Source organism: Leptospira noguchii serovar Panama str. CZ214 (assembly GCF_000306255.2).
Taxonomy (GTDB): Bacteria; Spirochaetota; Leptospiria; order Leptospirales; family Leptospiraceae; genus Leptospira; species Leptospira noguchii.
In genome coordinates this window covers 522,877-538,134 of record NZ_AKWY02000034.1, presented here as the reverse complement: position 1 = coordinate 538,134, position 15,258 = coordinate 522,877, and the positions used below count along the sequence as shown (strand labels likewise).

The window sequence follows — 15,258 nt, the reverse complement described above, 5'->3', positions numbered from 1 at the left end:
ACGTGATCTAAAGAAACCCTTTCGGAAGATTGGATCATGAAAACGAATTCTTTGGAAAAAACAAAGGTCAAAATCTGCGGAATTCAAAACCTAGAAATCGCGAAAATTTGTAAAGAAGAAGAAGCCGATTACATAGGACTCAACTTCGTATCAAATAGTCCTAGAAAGATCGAACTTTCAAACGCTCAAAAAATCGTAGAATACTATCGATCGGAAAAAAATTCTCCCGAAATTGTACTCTTATTTTATCAAAATTCCTTAGAAGAAATCAAATCCATTACTTCCATATTGGATCACGATCTGGTTCAATGGGTCTGGGATGATCCCTTACTTTCAGTGGTAAGTAGGGAAAAACTTTTAGGCAAACGACAGATTTGTTCTTATAGAGTTCAAGCTCCAATTAGCGATCAAGATTTAAAAGATATTGTAGCTGAGTTTTTGATCTTAGATAGTTATTCTAAAGGTGTGGGAGGAGGAACGGGTGAAACATTCAATTGGGAATTTATTTCTAAAATTAAAAGAAAGTTTTTTTTAGCGGGAGGCCTCAATCCGTCTAACGTGGCCAATGCGATTCAAATCATAAAACCGTTCGGAGTAGACGTTGCAAGTGGAGTAGAATCTTCTCCCGGAACTAAAGATCCTCAAAAAGTAATTCAATTTATCAGGAACGTAAAATCGGTATCATGAGTTCAGAAACTTCAGCAGAATATTGGAGCGATTTAGCAGACGCTCTCAACACACCTATGATGAAACAATTCCTTACGATCAAAAAGGACTTTCCAGATACGATTCTTTTTTTTCGGATGGGAGACTTTTACGAAATGTTTTTAGAGGATGCTAAAATCGCTTCTTCGATTTTAGACATTGCACTTACTAAAAGACAAAACGCAGTACCTATGTGTGGGATTCCCTATCATTCCAAAGACAACTACATATCCCGTCTTTTAAACGCAGGAAAAAAAATCGCTATTTGTGAACAGTCTAAACCGGAAGAAGCGGGTTCTAAATTGATGACCCGAGACGTAGTTCGGATCATTACACCTGGAACCGTGATTGAAGAAAATCTTCTTTCAGGTTTTCAAAACAACTATTTAGCAGTATTACATCTTAAAAAAAGTTTAATTTACTTTGCCATCGCCGATTTTTCGACTGGCGAAGTTTTCTATTCCTCCATCTCGGTTACCAGTTTAGAAAGATTAGTAGCAGAATTAGAAAAGTTTAAACCGTCAGAAATCTGTGTTCCAAAATCTGAACACTCTTTCTTTCAAGAATTAGAATATTTTAAAAATAGAGAATTTACGGTCTTAAAAGACCAAGTAGAAACTACCGAAAAAGATCCGTTTCAAATACTTTCAAAATACTTAAACGAATATATTCGAGAAACATACAGAGACAATAAACTCATTCTTAGAGAGCCTAAAATATTGAGTTCTGGAAAGTTCTTGGAAATGGATCGGGAAACGATTCGTAATTTAGAACTTGTAGAAAACGAAAAAGAAAAAAATAACACTCTTTATTCTATATTCAATTTTTGCAATACTGCAAAAGGAAAAAGACTACTCAAACAAAGAATATTATTTCCAGAATGTGATCCAGTTGTTCTTTATTCTCGTTGGGAAAAACAAGACATTCTTTTAAAAACCGTGTTAGCTCCATATATTACTGCGCTAAAAGATTTTGGAGATTTGGAAAGAATTCTAACACGTTTTAGAGGAAACCATGCATACCCTAGAGATTTCCGTTCTCTATTAAACTCAATTTCTTCAGGGATGAAACTAAAAGAAGAATTGGAAAAAATTTCTTATCCATTTTTGATCCCAGTCGAAGAATTAAAAAAAGCTTCCGATTTTATCAAGGAACGTCTACATCCTGGAGACGATCTACCGGTAATTTTAGGAAATGGTATTTTTTTAAAAGCAGGATTTTCCAAAAAACTAGATCAGGCCAGAGAAGCTGGAGTTAAGGGTAAAGATTGGATCTTAGATCTTGAGGCAGAAGAAAAAAAAAGAACCGGTTTAAATACATTAAAAATTCGTTATAATAAAATTGTAGGATATTTTATAGAAATTTCCAGGGTTCAAGCGGAACAAGCACCAAAAGATTATCTCAAAAAACAAACTCTCGTAGGAAGCGAACGTTTTACTACGCCAAAGTTGGAAGAGATAGAGCGGACGATTCTCGAAGCAGACGAAATCATACAAGAAATTGAAAGAACGGAATTCAATCGAATGGTGGAAGAGGTTTTAAAATTCTCGTCTTCACTTCTTTCCTTTTCAGAAGAGATCGGAGATTTAGATTTTCAAATTTCACTTTTAACCGCCAAAGACAAATTTGGTTGGATTCGTCCAAAACTTTCCGAAGATCGCTCTTTGGATTTAAGCGACTCCAGACATCCTGTTGTGGAAGCAACTCTTCCACCCGGTCAAGAATTTATCCCAAATTCCGTTTATTTAGATACTAAAGATAAGGCGATCGCAGTTTTGACAGGGCCAAATATGGCGGGTAAATCTACGTTTATGAGACAGATCGCTCTCAATCAGATTTTATTTCAGATAGGCGCATTTGTTCCCGCAAAATCTGCAAAACTTCCAATTGTAGATAAATTATTTACTAGAATTGGAGCGGGAGACAATCTCACCGCAGGAGAATCTACGTTCTTCGTAGAGATGAAAGAAACCGCAAATATACTCAATTATTATACGGAAGATTCTTTAATTTTATTCGATGAAGTAGGCAGAGGAACTTCCACTTATGACGGAATGAGCATCGCCTGGTCCATTTTAGAGTATCTATCCTCTTTGTCCGTAAGACCTAAAACTATTTTTGCCACACATTATCATGAACTTACGGAACTTTCTCGTTTAGGAGGAATATTCAATCTTTATTTAGAAACATTAGAAAAAGAAGATAGAGTTTTATTTCTTCGGAAAGTAAAAGTGGGAAAGGCAAAAAAATCTTTTGGAATCTATGTGGCAAAAATTGCGGGAGTTCCAGAACCAATTGTAAAAAGGGCAGCGGAACTGCTGACTGATTTAGAATCCAAGAAAAAAGAAATTAAAATTCAAGAAGCGCAACCTACACTATTTACAGAACCAGAAACTAAAAACCTTATTTCGCAAACGGAAGAATCCATTTTAAAACTCAAATTAGAAGAAATGACTCCGATTGAAGCATTAAAAACTCTGGAAGATTTTCAAAAAAAATTAAGGAAACAAAAATAAAAGAACGTCCATCGGAGCAAAATCAATCCAGTTTAAAATCTGTTTTTTTAAACCTTCCTTTGCATGAAAACCGATTCCGACTCCGGCTTCGTTTAACATCAAAGAATCATTTGCACCGTCGCCAATCGCGACCACTTGAAAAGGATGAATTTTTTCCCGGTCTCGAATCATTTTTAAGTATTCTAATTTTTTATTTTTATCTACGATCTCTCCAAGAACGTTTCCAGAAAGTTCTCCATTTATTTTTTCTAAAAGGTTCGCATAAACTTCGTCTATTCCGTATTGTTTTTGGAAAATTTCTAAAATATCCGTAAAACCTCCGGAAAAAACCGCGGTTTTAGTATTATTTTCTTTTAATACTTTCAGAAGCCTTTCCACTCCAGTATTCAATTCTAACTTAGGATACAACTCTGTAAAAATGGAACTAGAGAGACCTTTTAGATAAATACATCTTTTTTTTAAAGCCTCGTAAAAATCTAGGTTGCCTTCCATCGCTTCTTTGGTAACGGAAGCTACTTCCTCATAAACTCCGGCAAGTCTAGCCAATTCGTCTATAACTTCTTGACGGATCAAGGTAGAATCCATATCAAACGCGAAAAAACTTTTTTTCTTAGGATCTAATAAACGATTTACTTGAATCAAATCCGCACCTTTTTTAGCAAACGTTTCTCTCCATTGAAGTAACTCGGAACGTTCTAAAACACGTGGAATTTTCCATTCGATACAATTCCAAAAACCTCTACTCCGTATTTTAGAAGAAGAAAGTAAAAATATTTCTTCCGGTTTCAAAGAAACAAAATTCCCCATTCCTAATAGGATTTCTTTTCGAATTTCTTCTGGCTTTTCTGTAAGAATTAAAAGCAAAAGGAACCTTTAAAGATAGGGTAAAAGTATCGGTTTTAGTTTGTGAATCCAGACCCGATATGCTTTTTCGTTAACGTGAATTTTATCCTGACCTGGCCAAAACTCCGAATCCAAAACGGGCCGATCCTTTTCTCTCAAGAATTGCCAACCATCTAAAAATTCCACATTCTTATGAGATCGAATGATAGAAATCCAAGTAAGATTGAGTACTGGAGAAACTCTATTTACAGTTTGATTCCGAACGGGGGGAATTCCTAAAATGACTATTTTTATATTTGGGTTAAATTTAAGGATTTTTTCTAAAATCCGATTTAAATTCATTTCTGTAATATGCAGGCATTTTCCTTGAATGAGATCATTTCCACCAATCTCTAAAACAATTGCTTTTGGATTTAAACTTAAAACGTCTTCTTCTAGCCTTGCTAGAAGAGTTTCCGTCATATCTCCACCAATTCCTCGATTAACCGCACCTGGAAATTCTTGGACCATCAGTTCTTTGGGAAACAATTGAATCAAAGAATCTCCTACAAAGACTACATTTGCAGATTTAATTTTTTGATTTTCGTTTTTATAAAAATTTCGAAGTTCGGCCCATGCAGATTTGTACAATCCGAACGTCTCAGAATCGCGAAAGCCAACCCCAGACCAACATTCAAAGTTAGGGCTCGAATAATCGTCTGTATATGATTTTTTAATCAAAGAAGAGCAGTAAGTAAAAAGAAAAAGCAAAGAAATTGAAAAAAGAAACTTTGCCAAAGATAAATTACTGCTCCTGCGGTTCTTTCATGTGAAAACGTTTGTGCCAATCCGCAATTTGTGCTTGAAGATAGTCTTCAGAATCACAAATTCGGAACTCAATCGGATTGTTGGAGGCAGTATCAATCAGCTTAGCTTCTATATAACCGTTTTTCAGCTTATTGATTTCTATTTTATATTTCATTCATCAAACTCCAGAATGCCAGATTTTTAGATCAACGTAGGCTTTCAATCGATTCTAAAAAAGCGAACAACCTTTTTCAGATTCCCAAAAATACACTTGAACTCTGACATTTCCATATTGTTTTTTCAATTTTTTTCATTTCGAAATTCAAACAACAAGACACATAACGCGTTCGAAAATCTAATTTTACTTTCATTCACCTAAATCGTGTTTCATGTTTAAACCTAACTTCATATTCAAATTCGTAAATTTTAAATTACAAAACAGCATATAACAATCCACATTGTTCTCTGACTCAATTTAATAAAAAAAAGTTGCTGGGAAAGCTTAAAAAATACCAAAATCCAATTTTTTTGAAATTTTTTAAGTCCTTAAAATTTCTTAAATTTATAGAGTTCGGGAAAATTTTTCTCAGAATAAAATGATTCTGTGCCGAAATCTTCTGGAAGAATTTCCCCATTGGCTAGTTCAGGAACAAAACCGGCGTCCCGAATCATCGTAACCGTCTCTAAAATTTCCGAACCCTTTACATTTAAATAACCGGAAGAGAATAAAGAATTGGCGGCAAATAAGGCCGTCGCGGAAAGACTTCTAAGATGTCCTTCTCTTCCAGCCGCAATTCTAATTTCGGAATCCGGATTTATCAATCGAAACATACAAAGAATTCTTACACAAAGTTCCGGAGTTAAAACGTTTGGCTTCTTGATTGCATGCCCTTTCACTGGGATGAAAAAGTTCACTGGAATTGAAATCACACGAAAGGATTTCAGTTCAAAGGCAACGTCTACGATGTCTTGAAGGGATTCCCCCATTCCTACAATCACTCCACTACACATCCCAATTCCAGCCTTAGAAACCGAGTCCAATGTTCGAGCCCTTTGTAAATAAGTATGAGTATCACAGATCTCCGAATAATGATTTTCGGAAGTATTGAGGTTATGGTTGTAACGATCTAAGCCGGCTTCTTTTAAAACTTGAGCCTTTTCTCCATCTAACAAACCTGCAGAAAGACAGACTCTCATACCCAGTTCATCCGTAATTTTTCGAATGGTAGAAGCAAGTTTTTCAGTTGTCAGTTGATTCGGTCCTGTTCCGGAAGTTACCATACAAAAACGATACGCTCCGTTTTGTTTAGCTTGAACCGCATCCTCATAAATTTCTTGTTCAGATTTCATCGGATATTCCTGAACCCCTGAATTTGCATTCTTTCTTTGAGCACAGTAGCCGCAGTCTTCCGGACAATGACCGTTTTTGATATTATCTAAAATATGAATTCTTACTTTATTTTCGAAGTAACGATTTCTTTCTTGAAACGCTTTATCTAAACAGGTAGTTAAAGGAACGACGTCGTTTAGAATTTCTAAACCTTCTTTTTTTGTAATTACACTTGGAACTTCAGAGAATATTTTTTCGGATGTCTTGAGCATTCTACAGACAGATTCAAGCAAATGAGTTTTCTTGAAAAGTCTAATTCCCAAAAGAAATTTCGGAGAGGGTTTCCTGGATCGCGGAAAAGATTTTTTCCAAAGAAGAATTTTCTATATTGTATGGAGGAACAAGATAAATCACATTTCCCAAAGGTCGAAGCAAAACTCCCTTTTCTAAAAATTTTTTCTTAAGAATTTTATTTCCAGGATAATGATAACCGCTTTCTTTACCTACTTCTAATTCTAAAACTCCTACGGCTCCTAAAACCCTACAATCTTTTACTACTTTTGGAAATTCTTTTGCGATTTTTTTTAAACCGGTATTGAGTTTGGATTCTAACTTTGAAATTTGTTCTAATCGATTTTCTTCAAAAAAAATTTTCAAAGAAGCAAGCGCCGCAGAACAAGCAATCGGATTTCCAGTCATAGTATGTCCGTGGTAAAATCCTTTTTCCGGATCAGAAGTTACAAACGCAGAATGAATTCGATCCGTTGTCAAAGTTACGGCAATTGCAGAGACTCCAGCGCTCAATCCTTTTGCTAAAGCAATAAAATCAGGTCGTATCTTTGCTTTTTGATAAGCGAAAATAGATCCGGTTCTACCAAAACCTGTAAAAACCTCGTCCACCAAAAGTAAGCTGCCATATTTTTTGGCAATGACTTCCAATCTTTGAAGAACACCTTCTTTATAAAAGATCATTCCTCCAGAACCTAAAATTAAAGGTTCAATTACAATTCCTGCAACTGATTTTGGATTTTTTTGAAAAAATTCTTCTATCGGTTCAATACATTCCACCTTGCAAGATTCCGGTTTTTTACCCATAGGACAAAAGCTACAATTTGGAGTTTGAAACTCTTTCGTGGGAAACATCAAACCTTGAAAAACACGATTGAAAACAGAATTTCCGCCAACACTCATGGTTCCGATCGTATCCCCGTGGTAAGAAGTATTCCATTTTATGAATATTCTTCGATCGATTTCTCCCGTATTTTGAAAATACTGGTATGCCAGTTTGATCATAATTTCAACAGCCGTCGAACCGTTATCTGAATATAAAACTCTTTGAAACAAACCGTCTGTAATTTTTAAAAGCTCGTCTGCGAGTTTTTCGGCGGGATCGTGAGTGAAACCTGCAAGCAAAACATGATCTAATTTTTCCAATTGATCCTTAACCGCTTGAACAATTTTAGGATGATTGTGCCCGTGAATACTTACCCACCAGGAAGAAATGCCATCTATATAAGAATTTCCTAATTCATCGTATAAAAATTCACCCTTGGCTCTTTCTATTTTTAAGGGAGAATCTGGTTCAAACTGTAGAGTAAAAGGATACCAGATCATACCAGTATATTTTTTATAGATTCGTCTAAATCGAATCGTGGAATACATTCATTCTGAAAACATTCATGACTGATCCTTTCATTAGAATTTAAAAAGAAATTTCCAAAGGAAATTACGCCGCTCCATTCCGTGATCGTTCGAATATTATCTTCTGTGGTTTTATCCGGAACCCCTATAAAATAAATTCCCTTCAAATCGATATTTCTATTTTGAATCGCTTCAATCGAAAGAAGAGTTTGATTGATTGCACCTAAAGAGGTAGGTGCCACTAAAATTAAAGGAATCTCAGCTTGACGAATTACTTCTAAAGTAAGCATTCTACGATTCAATGGCACAAGCAAACCGCCTGCTCCTTCCACGATAATTTTTTCGTCTCGAATACTATAAAGATGTCTGGAAAGTTCATCTGTGTCTATTTCGGTTCCTTCCAATTCGGAAGAATAATGAGGAGAACCTGCAAATGCCAAAGAATAATAATTTTTTAAAACATAACTTTCGTGTAATCCAGTAAGACGCATCAGAGTCAGACGATCACTATCGTCTCCGGTTTGAACCGGTTTAAAATATTTAAGCCCTAAAGACTCTCCGTACTTTCCTAAAATGAGAGAACTAAAAAAAGTTTTCCCTACATCAGTTCCTGTACCTCCTATAAAAACTGCCATCAAAACTCCGGTAAAATAGAAATCAATTTTTCTAATATAGATTCAGTCGTATTGGAATGAATACTAATTCTAAGTCTGGGAATGTCCACAGTGGGAGGTCGGATCGCTTTTACATAAAGCTCGTTTTTTCTACAAAGTTCTGCGGCGTCTAAAACTTCTTTTTCAGACGGAAACAATACGGGAACAATCTGAGATTCGGAAGTAGTATTTGGATAATTTTTAGCCTGAATAGAGATTCTAAAACGATCGGCTTTTTGCAAAAGATCTACTCTTTCTTTTTCCATGGACTTTACAATTGAAATGGAAGTAGGAATCGCGTGTGCAATTGCAGGCATAGGTGCTGTGGAATAAATGAATGTTCTCATTTTGTTGATCAAAAACTCTTTTCCGACTTGAGAAGTGCCGATCCAAGCACCTTCTAAACCTAAAGATTTCCCGCTTGTATATGTGATAAAATCCACTTCTTTGATTTTTTCCGAACCTAAAACCTGAGAGGCCCTACCCTCTCCTTTTTGTCCAAATACGCCAATTCCATGTGCGTCATCTAAAATCAAAATTGCATTGTATTTATTTTTAAGATAGAGAAGATCTTTAATCGATGTCAGATCCCCATCCATACTAAAAACGGTTTCAGACACGATGATTTTTTCTTTTTTATTGGACTTTCGAAGAAGTTCTTCTAAATGATCTAAGTTTAGATGTTTATAATATGTTTTTTGTGCACCGGAAAGACGAATTCCATCTATAATAGAAGCGTGATTGAGTCTATCCGTAAAAATCTCAGACTTCGCGTTTGCAATACAAGAAATTAATCCTACATTGGCCGCATAACCGTTGGCAACCCAAAGAGAAGTTTCTGTTCCTATCCACTCAGAACAAGCTTGTTCAGCCCTTTCAAAAGAATTTCTATGCCCACTGACCAAACGGGAAGCGCCAGAACCAGCGCCGTAAAGATCCAGCCCTTCTTTTAAACTTTCGATAAGTTTAGGATGACGTGTAAGCCCCAGATAATCATTGGAGGATAAATCTACTCCATAAGGGATTTCTAAAGATCGAAATAAAAAATCCTTTTTCAAGGATTCCAAAATGAAAGAGGTTTTCTGAATGAAAGTAGATGGACTCAGGTTCAAAAAACCTCTTTGAAATGTTAGAGCATTTCCTTCACTTCGCTTTTTTCGGAAACAAGCTCATCATGAGTAATTTTGAATTTCTCTTTTGCAAAATCATTCAACGAAATACTTTGAATGATTTCTACTTTCTTTCCATCAGACTTTAAAGGAAATCCAAAGATCAGTCCTTTTTCTGTTCCGTAAGATCCATCGGAAACCACCGCGGCAGAAAAACAATCTCCGGGCGCGGTAGGAGTGATAATTCCTCGAACTGTGTCTACTACTCCGTTAGCCGCGCTCGCTGCAGAAGAAGCACCTCTTGCTTTGATAATCTCTGCACCTCTTTGTTGTACATTTTTAATAAAATCACCTTTCAACCATTCGTGATCTAAAATTACATCAGTAACCGGTTTACCAGAAATCTTTGCATTGTAAAAATCTGGATATTGAGTCGCGGAATGATTTCCCCAAATTCCAAGATGAGTCACTTCTTTTACTGGAACTCCTGCTTTAGAAGCAAGTTGGGACTTAGCTCTATTTTCATCCAATTTAGTCATCGCAAACCAACGATCTTGAGAAATTCCTTTTGCGTTATTCATAGCGATCAAACAGTTTGTATTACAAGGATTTCCAATTACTAAAATTCTCACGTCAGAAGCAGCGTTTTTTTCAATTGCTTTTCCCTGGTTTACAAAAATCCCACCATTGATTTTGAGTAAATCTCCTCTTTCCATTCCAGCCTTTCTGGGGACGGAACCAACTAACAATGCCCAGTTGATTTCTTTAAAAGCCGTGTCCAAATCGGAAGAGACGGTCACCTTTTGCAAAAGAGGAAACGCACAGTCTTCCAATTCCATAATGACACCTTTAGCCGCAGGAATCGCTGCTTCCAATTCAAGCATCTGAATTTCGACTGCAGTATCGGCGCCGAACATTTGTCCCGAAGCAATTCTAAAAAGTAAAGAATATCCGATTTGTCCCGCAGCGCCTGTAACAGCGACTTTTACCGTCTTACTCATTTTGGGTGACTCCTAATTTCTAATTTTAATTTTTAAGTTCTTGGTCAATTACTTTGATAAAAGCTTCCATTGGTTGAGCGCCTTCTATCATAACTCCGTTGATAAAAAATGCAGGTGTTCCGCTAACTCCGTATTTTTCACCTTCTGCCATATCCGCTTCCACTTCCTTACGCACCGCGGAATCGTTTACACATTGACTAAAAGTTTTCATATCTAGTCCTAGACCTCTTGCTAAATCCAAAACTCTCTCCTTAGGAAGATTTCCGGAATTATCAAAAAGAACTTTGAAAAACTCCCAATACTTTCCCTGAGAAGCAGAACAGTTAGCTGCAATATGAGCAAACATTGCATTTGGATGAAAAGAAAGAGGATAATCTCTAAAAACCCAACGGATTTGGTCTTTGTATTTTTCTCTTAACTGAGAATTTACAGACTGACTTCTTTTACAAAATGGGCATTCAAAATCGGAAAACTCTATCACGGTGACTTTTGCGTTTTCTGGTCCAATAGAAGGATTGTTTCCCGCTAAAATTGTATTATCTCTAAGAGGAGGAAGTTCTTTGACCTTTACAGAAATATTATATTGATTTCGAAGTTGTCCAAAGAAAGAGTTTCTTGCTTCTTCTTTTTTTTGCGAAATGAGATGATTTTCGATCTCGGCTTTCACTTGATCGAAAGACTTTCCTTTTAGTGCCGGAGAATTTTTATATTGCTCATAGACAGCCCTCATTTCTTCGATACTAGGAGCTGGGACCGAAGGTTCTAAAAGTTCTTTTTCTGAAACGTTACGTTCTTTTGCGGCGAGAGAGACTACTTTTTTACTAGCAAATTCGGAAAGGACACGGTAAAGACGATCGTTTGTTTCCGAATAGAACTTACGAGCAACTCTAGGATTCTCCTTTTCAACGTCTTTGATCGTATAATTTTTGCCGTTAATTTCAACAACTCCATCGGGAGAAAAATAGGAAATGAGCGGAAAAATGGTAAATGCAATATAAATCAGAAAAATGGCTGAAAGTATCAGCAGGGGTCTGAATTCCTTAGTTTTCAGTTTCTCAATTATGTCTTTCATGGAAATATTCCCTCCAATGGTCGGAAAAACGACGACTTAGTTTCCCCACTTGCCAACTTAGAAACCTTAGACAGGGTGGCAAACTATAAATTCGGATTTCATTTTTGCCATTTTTAGAACCTTAAAACCGAAAGCGCAGACGAAAACAATTCTTAAGCAGAAAAAAATCTGAAAAATAACTAAAGTGTTTCTCTGATTACCGATAGTTTTAATAGAGATGATCCTATTTTAAAAGGAGGTTGGGTTTATGAATATAGGGGGATTTACAATCCAACCATTTTTGTCTTACTGGTTCCAATTTAACAAAGAAACGAAACCTGTAGTTTCTGAGACACAAACACAAGAAGAAAACGTAGAAGTTTCTATTTCCGTAACGGCACCAAGCGCAAAGATAAATAAAATCAAACCGGAAGAACTTGTTATGAAACCTTCTCCTGTGTCTTTTGAAGAAAGGATGAATCAAGTCATCAGTCCTGAACAAATGAAAAATCTTCTTTCCATGATGACACGTTCCAGAATGAGCGAAAACTTAAACGATCACAAAATCGATATTAGGCGATAAGAAAATTTTGTTTTTAGGTCTTATCTACACGGTCGGTCTGGATATTTTTTTGATCCTGACAGGTTCGGCTGCATTTCTTGGTTTATGTTTTCTATTTTTTAAGGAAATCATCTACCCTGCCATAAAAAAAGGAGGCGCGGGAATAGGAACTCCACCGGAAGAAGGGGATCGATTTTTGCTCGTAGTTCCGGAAAGCCAGAGGAGTGTTCGTTTTAGCATAGGACAGACTTCTGGGAATATTAGAACTTACTGTAACACAATTTCCAATAATCATTTAATATTTAACCTTAAAAAAGCAAAAGATTCAGAAGATTACGAAATTCAAATATTAAGAAATTCTGCTGTATTATTCAAACCTCCTGGTATGCCTACGTTCTCCAAAATGGAATCCTCCGAAAAATTGGACAGTTATGAAGTGATCGGTAAAAGTGCAGATTTTAGAATTTCAGACAAAGTAGTAAAAGAGAGAATGACTCAGTATTTTGAAATTGGTCTTTCGTCTGAATTTTTTATCAATAATTTTGGAAAAGAAAGGATGAGGTTTATTTTTACGATCACAAAGATCCACCCCGGCCTAAACCGAAAAACTCCAATTAAAAAGGGTCTCTATGCTTTTGGTAAAGAAGAAAGAAGCGGCGGAGATGAGGAAGAATAATCGCTCAGAATTTGAAATAGTTTAATTTATAATTCAAACAACGCAAATCTTAGAATCCATCTTAAATCACTCTAAATCCACAATACAGGTCTCACCGCAACAATCCATTACGTTTCCAAACCGTATCAATCATTGTTATATTTAAACTATTGAAATATAACTTTAGAGAAGGACGGAATAAGCAGAATCTTCTGACACAACTCTCTTTCTCGAATCGTAAGCAGCATAGACAAGCATACTAAGGAGAAATTCATGCGACTCAAACAAATTCTAATCCATCTATTCTTATTGATGTGCATCGCTTGTAGGGAAAAAGGGAACGATGATCTAATATTAATATCTTCTCTGTTACTAGCGGATTCGCTCTTGGATCGACCTGGAAAATACGATCGGGACGTACAGATCATTGCACATACGCCGATTGCCGAATACTCTCCGGCTTATTCGAATTCCATTTCCTGTGACGTGAATTATTCCGATGCGGATCTGAATTATTTCAAAGATCTGTTACAGGCTGAAATTGCAAGATACCCGAGGGGTTACTGGATCAAGGCACGAGCGGGAAAAGTCGTACCCTGTAGAAATTTCAAGGTCAATGGAGTGAACCGAGGCGGAATGTCCGCTCCTGATATTGACACAATCTTTCTCGCATTACCCGACGACGATCTGGCAAATTTGGCAACTATGAATCCAGATGCCGATTATAGTTTAAGAAATATTTTGATAGATAGCATCCATCACGAACTGACACATAACTTCAATTTTTCAATTTATTCAGTCAGAGGAGTCATTTATAGAGATCCGTATTGGGACTCGCTGAAGCCGAGTTCGTTTGAATACGGAACCTATGTTACCGGAAGCGTCCCTTACCCTCTCCACTTCCCTCAGGGCCCTTGGCCTAATTATAGACATTTTTGGAATCCGATTCCCGCTTTTGTGAGCGATTACGCCACTACATCTTTTGCGGAAGACAGAGCTGAAATCGGAGCCGGAATAATGGGAAATCAATTCTGGGAAATAAACGAAATCTGTAGAACCGATTCGTTCGTAGCAGCCAAAGTCAATCAAACGATTTCGGAAATGAACCGTTTTTGGCCGTTTGAAGGTACGAACGATACAGAATGGAAACATAGAATTTCTCAGATGTCGTGTGATTGATTTTTAGTTCGTCTTTTTTTAGAATAGGTATTTAAGATAGTTAAAATATTATAAAGTTTTAATTTTTTTAGAAGATTCTAAAATTCCATTCTCTTCTACTTTTAAAGAAAGAATCTGACAATGAAAATGATTTTTTTGTACAAACTCAGAGATCTTTTCTTTAAGAATTTTTTCGATCCTTACTGCCTTATTTCTTTCCGAAAATAAAAGAACGGAAGGACCACTTCCGGAAAGAGAATATCCGATTAAATTTTTATGGATCTGCTCCAAGAAAGGATTCAATTCGAACTCGGAATGCATTCTATACGGAGTGTGGATCCGATCATCCAAAGCGAGTTTTAAAAGTGAAATTTTTCCGGAATCCAAAAATTCCATCCAAGTAGCAACCCTACTCATATTAAAAATTACGTCTTCGGTAGAATACGAACTAGGAAGAGTTTTTCTAGATTGATGAGTGGAAGTTTCTAAATTAGGCACAATCAAAAAACAGCGCACTTTCTTTGGAAATTTTTTTTTGACAACTTCTAAACGATTTCCATTGAAATAAGAAAACACAAAACCACCTAAATAAGCTGGAATCGTATTATCCGGATGTCCTTCGATCTGACCAAGATGAAATAAAAATTCGTTTTCTTTAGGAATAGAAATTTCTGGATAAAAGTTTTTATGTACAAATCTAGCAGCACAAACTCCCGCGACGGCTGCACTGGCGCTAGAACCCAGTCCTCCTTTCATAGGAAGTTTTAAATCCATCAAAAGAGAATACGGAATGATTCCTTTTCCCGGCAAAAATTTTTCAAAGTAGGATTTATAAGAAGATAAAACTAAATCTTCGTCCGAACCGAATGGAAGTGTTTCCATTCCTTTTACGGAAGTTTTAAATTCCTTTCCAGGTAAGAATTGAAATTGGAATTGATTGTAAATTTGAAACGCAAGACCAAAAAGATCAAAACCTGGCCCTAAATTGGCAGAGGTTCCAGGAACTCGAATAGAATATTGTAAAATCAAAGACATAAAAAAGAAAACCGATCTTGCAAAGATCAAAAAAGTTACGACCAGAATTTCTTTACGAACCAAATCGTCATTTTATTTTCTATCTCCAAAATTAGGATTTTCAATCCAATGATACAAAAAGAAAAAAATTTGTCCTATACGTTGTGTCTTTTGATCAAGTTCTTACAAAAGAAAATTATGATTTTTAAATTAAAGGAAAGAAATTCTAAAAGA

Annotated in this window: 15 protein-coding genes; 5 read left to right on the top strand and 10 right to left on the bottom strand. The window is 36.1% G+C overall.

From position 1 onward, the window contains the following. Nucleotides 1–36 precede the first annotated feature (36 nt). Both LEP1GSC059_RS19825 and mutS read left to right on the top strand, forming a co-directional pair. Nucleotides 37–687, top strand: a complete 651-nt coding sequence (locus LEP1GSC059_RS19825) for a phosphoribosylanthranilate isomerase (protein ID WP_002176531.1) — start codon at nt 37–39, stop codon at nt 685–687. Beyond that, entirely contained in the window at nt 684–3,221 is a 2,538-nt protein-coding gene (gene mutS / locus LEP1GSC059_RS19820; RefSeq protein WP_020981172.1) for a DNA mismatch repair protein MutS, read from the top strand. Before LEP1GSC059_RS19825 ends, mutS begins: the two co-directional genes overlap by 4 nt. On the opposite strand, the gene serB is transcribed toward mutS, so the two are convergent. The 9 genes from serB to LEP1GSC059_RS19780 form a co-directional block, all read right to left on the bottom strand. Further along, nucleotides 3,204–4,085, bottom strand: coding sequence for a phosphoserine phosphatase SerB (gene serB, locus LEP1GSC059_RS19815; RefSeq protein WP_017214897.1), 882 nt, complete (start codon nt 4,083–4,085; stop codon nt 3,204–3,206). The genes mutS and serB overlap by 18 nt on opposite strands. Nucleotides 4,086–4,094: 9 nt before the next feature. After that, the gene (locus LEP1GSC059_RS19810) at nt 4,095–4,841 is read right to left on the bottom strand and encodes a GDSL-type esterase/lipase family protein (RefSeq protein WP_002176715.1); all 747 of its coding nucleotides are present in this window, start codon (nt 4,839–4,841) and stop codon (nt 4,095–4,097) included. 7 nt (nt 4,842–4,848) lie between these two features. Beyond that, nucleotides 4,849–5,025: a hypothetical protein gene (locus LEP1GSC059_RS23835; RefSeq protein WP_000875511.1), complete on the bottom strand. Its 177-nt coding sequence runs from the start codon at nt 5,023–5,025 to the stop codon at nt 4,849–4,851. 371 nt (nt 5,026–5,396) lie between these two features. Beyond that, on the bottom strand, nt 5,397–6,452 hold the full coding sequence (bioB, locus tag LEP1GSC059_RS19805; RefSeq protein WP_036025315.1) for a biotin synthase BioB: 1,056 nt from the start codon (nt 6,450–6,452) through the stop codon (nt 5,397–5,399). 40 nt (nt 6,453–6,492) lie between these two features. Further along, on the bottom strand, nt 6,493–7,794 hold the full coding sequence (gene bioA, locus LEP1GSC059_RS19800) for an adenosylmethionine--8-amino-7-oxononanoate transaminase (protein WP_020981260.1): 1,302 nt from the start codon (nt 7,792–7,794) through the stop codon (nt 6,493–6,495). Further along, nucleotides 7,791–8,456, bottom strand: coding sequence for a dethiobiotin synthase (bioD, locus tag LEP1GSC059_RS19795; protein WP_002176678.1), 666 nt, complete (start codon nt 8,454–8,456; stop codon nt 7,791–7,793). Before bioD ends, bioA begins: the two co-directional genes overlap by 4 nt. After that, nucleotides 8,456–9,586, bottom strand: a complete 1,131-nt coding sequence (locus tag LEP1GSC059_RS19790) for an aminotransferase class I/II-fold pyridoxal phosphate-dependent enzyme (RefSeq protein WP_020981290.1) — start codon at nt 9,584–9,586, stop codon at nt 8,456–8,458. The genes bioD and LEP1GSC059_RS19790 overlap by 1 nt, the downstream gene beginning before the upstream one ends. Before the next feature lie 17 nt (nt 9,587–9,603). Beyond that, nucleotides 9,604–10,584, bottom strand: a complete 981-nt coding sequence (locus LEP1GSC059_RS19785) for a malate dehydrogenase (RefSeq protein WP_017214893.1) — start codon at nt 10,582–10,584, stop codon at nt 9,604–9,606. A 25-nt stretch (nt 10,585–10,609) separates the two neighbouring features. Beyond that, nucleotides 10,610–11,656, bottom strand: coding sequence for a DsbA family protein (locus tag LEP1GSC059_RS19780; RefSeq protein ID WP_002156091.1), 1,047 nt, complete (start codon nt 11,654–11,656; stop codon nt 10,610–10,612). Between the two features lie 247 nt (nt 11,657–11,903). Here LEP1GSC059_RS19780 and LEP1GSC059_RS19775 point away from each other — a divergent pair, with 247 nt between their 5' ends. From LEP1GSC059_RS19775 to LEP1GSC059_RS19765, 3 genes are all read left to right on the top strand, one after another. Further along, nucleotides 11,904–12,218: a hypothetical protein gene (locus LEP1GSC059_RS19775; RefSeq protein ID WP_002176550.1), complete on the top strand. Its 315-nt coding sequence runs from the start codon at nt 11,904–11,906 to the stop codon at nt 12,216–12,218. 7 nt (nt 12,219–12,225) lie between these two features. Further along, nucleotides 12,226–12,873, top strand: a complete 648-nt coding sequence (locus LEP1GSC059_RS19770; RefSeq protein WP_004424027.1) for a hypothetical protein — start codon at nt 12,226–12,228, stop codon at nt 12,871–12,873. Between the two features lie 252 nt (nt 12,874–13,125). Then, on the top strand, nt 13,126–14,031 hold the full coding sequence (locus LEP1GSC059_RS19765; RefSeq protein ID WP_020981138.1) for an LIC13305 family lipoprotein: 906 nt from the start codon (nt 13,126–13,128) through the stop codon (nt 14,029–14,031). A 48-nt stretch (nt 14,032–14,079) separates the two neighbouring features. Here LEP1GSC059_RS19765 and thrB read toward each other — a convergent pair whose 3' ends face one another. After that, the gene (gene thrB / locus LEP1GSC059_RS19760; protein WP_036057988.1) at nt 14,080–15,045 is read right to left on the bottom strand and encodes a homoserine kinase; all 966 of its coding nucleotides are present in this window, start codon (nt 15,043–15,045) and stop codon (nt 14,080–14,082) included. Nucleotides 15,046–15,258 lie beyond the last annotated feature (213 nt).